Raw genomic sequence first — 4,933 nt, forward strand, 5'->3', positions numbered from 1 at the left:
GGGGCTACACTCGGTCGAGAACAATGACCGTATACATAGGGAGCAGAACCATGTCACTCAGCAATGCAATCCTTCGGGCCGTTCCCGGGGCATTTATCCTCAACTCGGGCCTGAACAAGATCGGAATGGATGACGAGACTGCCGAGAACCTGCAAAACATGGCAAAGGTTGGTGTTCCCGCAACGGGCAACATGACCCCCTCGCAGTTCGGTAAGTTCCTCAGCTACGGCGAGACTGCCGTTGGTGCCGCTCTGCTCCTGCCCTTCGTGCCCACCCGTATTGCCGGTGCCGCACTCACCGTGTTCTCGGCTGGCCTGGTTGCCAACTACTTTGCGCTTCCCGGTATGACCCAGGAAGACGGTATCCGCCCCTCTGAGCAGGGCACCGCTCTTGCCAAGGACAGCTGGCTCCTCGCCATCGGTGCTGCCCTCACCCTTCGCGGGAGCGGCAAGAAGAACAAGTAACTTCTGACTTCCAAGGATGACCAACCCAAGGGGTTGATCTTCTAGAAGTGGATTCAGTGAGGGGGCCGCGGGATAATCCGTGGTCCCCTCACTGAATCGTCAACACTTGCCTTCTCGAGTTAGGAGCCGTGTACGGTCCCGACGAAAAATCTGCCTACTCGGAGTAAAGGATGACCTTGAGGTTGTCGCCTGCCTTGGCGGCTTCGAACGCTTTATCTGCTTCATTCAATGGATAGAAGGCGGAGATCAGGGGAGAGAAAAGATCTGGATTGCTGGCAAGGAGATCGAGAGCTTCCTGGCAGTCCGCATTGTTATTTGCTGTTGAGCCGGTAACGATCAGTTCCCGGTAGTGAATAAGATTGGCATCCAGTGGGATGTCGCCTTTGCCGGACGGGAGGCCCGCAAAGAAATTAATGCGGGCGCCAACGGCGGCCGACCGGAGAACGTCCGTGAAGACCTGAGCCACGGGTGTGGCCACAACGACGACGTCAGCTCCAGCACCATCGGTCATGTCCTTGACCTGCTCGGCAAGATCGCCCTCGCGGGGATTGATGGTTGCGTCGGCACCAAGCTCCTCGGCAATCTGCCTGCGATGCGGTGATGTTTGGGAAACAATGACTTTCCCGACTCCGCGCTGCTTGGCAACAAGAAGGGAAATGAGACCCATCGGCCCCGCCCCACATATCAGCACGGTGTCGTTCTCCGTGATGTTCAGCGGTCGGAAGCCACGGATAACAGCTGCGATGGGTTCGGTCAGTGCGGCAGTACCGAGATCAAGGTGTTCGGGGATCACAAGAACGTTGCCGTTCTTGATGGCAGGTGCTGGGACCAGCATCAGTTCCGAGAACGCTCCGTCGAAGGTGAGGCCAAAGGCTTCGTAGTTTGCGCACAGGTTCTGTAATCCGCGCCGACATGGTCGGCAGTGGCCACATGAAATATTGGGTGCGATCGCAACGGCTGTTCCCGGAGCGTACCTGTCGTCTCCCGACTTGTTCTCAGTAACAACGCCGATTGCTTCGTGTCCCGGCACGCGAACAGTTCCTGGCGGGAAGAAACGATGCTCACCGCGAGCAATCTTTAGGTCAGTTCCGCAGATGCCATTGGCGGCAATCCTTACGACAAGCTCTCCATCGCCAGCAGTTGGTTCTGGTTTCTCGACGAAACGAAGCACTCCATCACTCTGGTATTCGTACGCCAGCATTCTTTGCTCCCTGAAATCTGGCCTCCCTCGGCTCGGGAGGAGTTCCCTCCAGCAACACTACATGCCCCACGTGAAAGGCCGCTTTCCCTTGAAAGCGCAATGGTTTGCTTTGTGAGCGAGAAGTTTGCTCACGCGAGTAAATCAAGACTTTTACGACCTATTGAGCCCTATGTACCGTCCATGGGAGCATTCGGGGCGCACTCTAAGTGAGCACGCCCCGAAGAACGCATGGCACATGCATGCGGTTAGTAATGGCCCGGTGGATCGCTTGCCGGGAAGGACTGGCGTCCCGCCTCGTCCGCGATCTCGTCATCGTGTTCGTGTTGCTGGTCTTCGCTCAGAACAGGGGGAGGAGGAGCTTCGGTGATATCCTCCGGGGAGAGGCCCGCAGCCTCTTTCGGTATGCGCTTGTCGTTCATGACTCCTCCTCGAGAAGTGCCTTGGACGCGTGGAGGTAGGCCCTAGTCGGGCGGAAGGGCGATGAAATATCGTCCCGAGAACCCAGCTGACCTGGGGAAACAATGGCCTGCGCCATATTCCTGACCCTACCTGAGTGGCCCGATGAACGGGAGAGGGAGTTCGGAGAGAGGGCGGCAGTTGGTGGAATTGGGCCGACTGCCCAGCAGTCTGGCTCTTGTTTTGAACTGCCTGTGAGTGTTTTATGGGGATATGTCGATGGAAGTCCTAGGCATAGGCAAGAGTCCAGTCCTCATGTTCGCAGTCCTCATCCGATTCCTTATCGAGACAGCGATGTTGGTCGTGCTCGCCATCGTCATGTGGAACGCGACCGAGGGGCCGTGGCGGTGGGTTGCCGTTATCGCCTCCATGGTTGTCCTCGCTACCGTGTGGGCAACATTCCTCTCACCCAAAGCCTCCAAGCCACTGTCCTGGATTCCCGCTTTCATTCTTGAGGCCCTGATCTTTGGAACAGTGGCTGCAGGACTCGCGGCCATGGGCTACGGAATCATCGCTCTTATCGGCCTCGCCATCTGGCTTATCGACCTCATTGTGCTTGGCATGTTCGGGTGGCCTGTGAATAGAAAAAGAAGGGTGGCACACTCAGCGAAGAATTAGGCGGAGAATATGAGCATATTGTCCGTGCTCATTGGTGACCCGAGCGCCAGTCGGTGGTGACCCATGTGGAACGGCGACTTGGAAGTAATCGAAACAGCGGGTTTAGTTTTCGGAATTCAGGAGTTCTTCGACCGTGTCAGCTAGCTCTTCAACGGGAAGTAGCCCGCTGAGTTCGAGGTCGGTCCCCTTTCGGAGCAGTGGCTCCACAGTTTTCGTGTAGTGGCGAATCTCGGCCTGCTGCTCCTCATTCTTTCCGTAAGGGTTGTCAGCTCTCTTCGCGATTCTCTCAAGCATCGTGTCGAGCGGTGCGGACAAGAGAATGACGTGGCTGAACCTGTCGTAGAACTTCCCCTGGTTCTCGACCGTGCCGGAAATGATTCGATCGCCAGGCCGGTCCAGCAAGTTGCTCATGCGTTCCTCGTCCCAGAGGGCGTTGTTGATGGCCCACCCATCCAGATCCGTGTCCACGGTTTCGTAGCCGCGACCGGCTAACTCGGCAAGGAGTGTGCTCTTGCCGGTGCCTGACATGCCGGTGATAAGAATGTTCGCCATGACCCCCACAGTAAAGGAGCAGGCAGTCACATGCTGTTAGCTGTTGGCATCCAAACCCGTGCCAAAAGATCGTTAAGAACTGGGCCACGTGATCCAAAAAGTAGGCCACGAGATCTCTAAGAAGTGGAGCAGGTCGGCGGTGATTGTGATCCTATGCTCGAGAAGTGACCGGGAATCGGACATGGGGGATACTGATCGAGGTACACCGTTTCTAATGAGCTGGAGCTGAGAGATGATTGGGCAACCGTGGCACACGATCGATGCGGTGGAACAGGATGTTCGCCTTGTCGTGTGCGATATGGACGGGACGCTACTCGATGAAGAGGGGAAGATTCCCGACAAGTTCTGGGATCTTCTGGATCACATGCATGACCGGGGAATCGTCTTCGCCCCTGCGAGCGGCAGGCAGTACGCCACGTTGAAGAAAATGTTCGGCCACGCCGACATGATTACCACCTACATTGCCGAGAACGGCACCCTTGTCGTTAACGAGGGGGAGGTAGTCTCGACCACCCCAATCGTTCGCGATGATTTCCTGCAGGCTCTCGACATCATCAGAGCCATTGACTACCGGGATGCTGGAGTTGTTGTTGGCGGGGTAAAGCATGCCTACGCAGAGCGAAAGGATGCTCCGTTCGTCGACAAGATCCACACCTATAACCGTGACCTCGTAATTGTCGATGACCTGGCAGAGGTTGATGACGAGTTCTTGAAGATGGCGGTGTTTGATTTCGATAAGGTCTCACCGCGCGTCGAGCAGGAGCTCAAGGCTCTTCCCTCGACGAGCCAGATTGTTATCTCGGGTGAATACTGGATCGATGTCATGTCGGCCGAGGGAAATAAGGGCAAGGCGGTGACCGACCTCCAGGAATACCTGGGTCTCACCGAGCGTCAAACCGTTGTCTTCGGTGACTACCTAAACGACCTTGAAATGCTCGACCGGGCACGACTGTCGTTCGCGATGGAGAACGCTCACCCGGACATCCGTCAGCGAGCCCGCTACCTGGCTCCGTCGAACTCTTCCCACGGTGTCCTCAGCGTCCTGTCGATGCTGCTCGACATGTAGGTGACTGAAGTCGCTAGGGCAATGGGAGAATGGCGTCCGCTCGTACGAATTACATCCTGCCCGGCTGGTTGAAAGCCGACCGGGAGACCAGTTTCCCCCGCTCTCCCGTGACATTGCTGTGCTAAAAGCCGGTGCGAACGCCCCTACGTTCCGCAGATGCGGAAAGCGCGAGAAACCATCCGACACGCCTGGTTGAAACACGCCGCGTGCGTATTAGTCGCGACTGCGCGAACTCCTGTGCCGGACCTGTCGACAAGGCACCCCAAACAATGGTGAATGACCGTATTTCGCAGATTCCTGAAATTGTTTGCTCTCACAGTCTCGGCGGATTGTTCCTAGGCTTGAGTTGCTACTTTGTGCTACCACAGGAGGAACTATGAAGCTCGGTGCACGTAACCAGCTCAAGGGCGCCGTTGTCGCGATCGACAAGGGGGCCGTTAATTCCATCGTCAAGATCGAGGTCGCTCCCGGAGTTGTCCTCACCTCGTCGATCACCAATGCTTCCGTTGCGGAGCTCGGCCTTGCCGAGGGTTCCGAGGCATACGCGGTCGTCAAGGCCTCGAACGTTCTCGTAGG

At 56.8% G+C, this 4,933-nt stretch carries 7 protein-coding genes; 4 read left to right on the forward strand and 3 right to left on the reverse strand.

The window, feature by feature from the left end:
* Nucleotides 1-50: 50 nt before the first annotated feature.
* On the forward strand, nucleotides 51-464 hold the full coding sequence (locus ACTHUY_RS11985; protein WP_441679014.1) for a hypothetical protein: 414 nt from the start codon (nucleotides 51-53) through the stop codon (nucleotides 462-464).
* Between the two features lie 154 nt (nucleotides 465-618).
* Here ACTHUY_RS11985 and ACTHUY_RS11990 read toward each other — a convergent pair whose 3' ends face one another.
* Nucleotides 619-1,665 (reverse strand): zinc-binding dehydrogenase, encoded by a 1,047-nt coding sequence (locus tag ACTHUY_RS11990; RefSeq protein ID WP_441655427.1) that lies wholly within the window; start codon nucleotides 1,663-1,665, stop codon nucleotides 619-621.
* A gap of 245 nt (nucleotides 1,666-1,910) precedes the next feature.
* On the reverse strand, nucleotides 1,911-2,084 hold the full coding sequence (locus ACTHUY_RS11995) for a hypothetical protein (protein ID WP_441655428.1): 174 nt from the start codon (nucleotides 2,082-2,084) through the stop codon (nucleotides 1,911-1,913).
* Nucleotides 2,085-2,334: 250 nt separating this feature from the next.
* Between ACTHUY_RS11995 and ACTHUY_RS12000 the strand changes: the two genes are divergently transcribed.
* Nucleotides 2,335-2,739 carry a YrdB family protein gene (locus tag ACTHUY_RS12000; protein WP_441679016.1) on the forward strand — a complete coding sequence of 135 codons (405 nt, stop codon included), beginning with the start codon at nucleotides 2,335-2,337 and terminating at the stop codon, nucleotides 2,737-2,739.
* Nucleotides 2,740-2,841: 102 nt separating this feature from the next.
* On the opposite strand, the gene ACTHUY_RS12005 is transcribed toward ACTHUY_RS12000, so the two are convergent.
* The gene (locus tag ACTHUY_RS12005) at nucleotides 2,842-3,291 is read right to left on the reverse strand and encodes an AAA family ATPase (protein ID WP_441676062.1); all 450 of its coding nucleotides are present in this window, start codon (nucleotides 3,289-3,291) and stop codon (nucleotides 2,842-2,844) included.
* Between the two features lie 232 nt (nucleotides 3,292-3,523).
* Here ACTHUY_RS12005 and ACTHUY_RS12010 point away from each other — a divergent pair, with 232 nt between their 5' ends.
* Nucleotides 3,524-4,357, forward strand: coding sequence for an HAD family hydrolase (locus ACTHUY_RS12010; RefSeq protein ID WP_441655431.1), 834 nt, complete (start codon nucleotides 3,524-3,526; stop codon nucleotides 4,355-4,357).
* A gap of 376 nt (nucleotides 4,358-4,733) precedes the next feature.
* Nucleotides 4,734-4,933 (forward strand): TOBE domain-containing protein (locus tag ACTHUY_RS12015; RefSeq protein WP_441679018.1); only part of this gene is annotated, 200 nt, incomplete at its 3' end.

Source organism: Flaviflexus sp. (genome assembly GCF_052087705.1).
Lineage (GTDB): Bacteria > Actinomycetota > Actinomycetes > Actinomycetales > Actinomycetaceae > Flaviflexus > Flaviflexus ciconiae.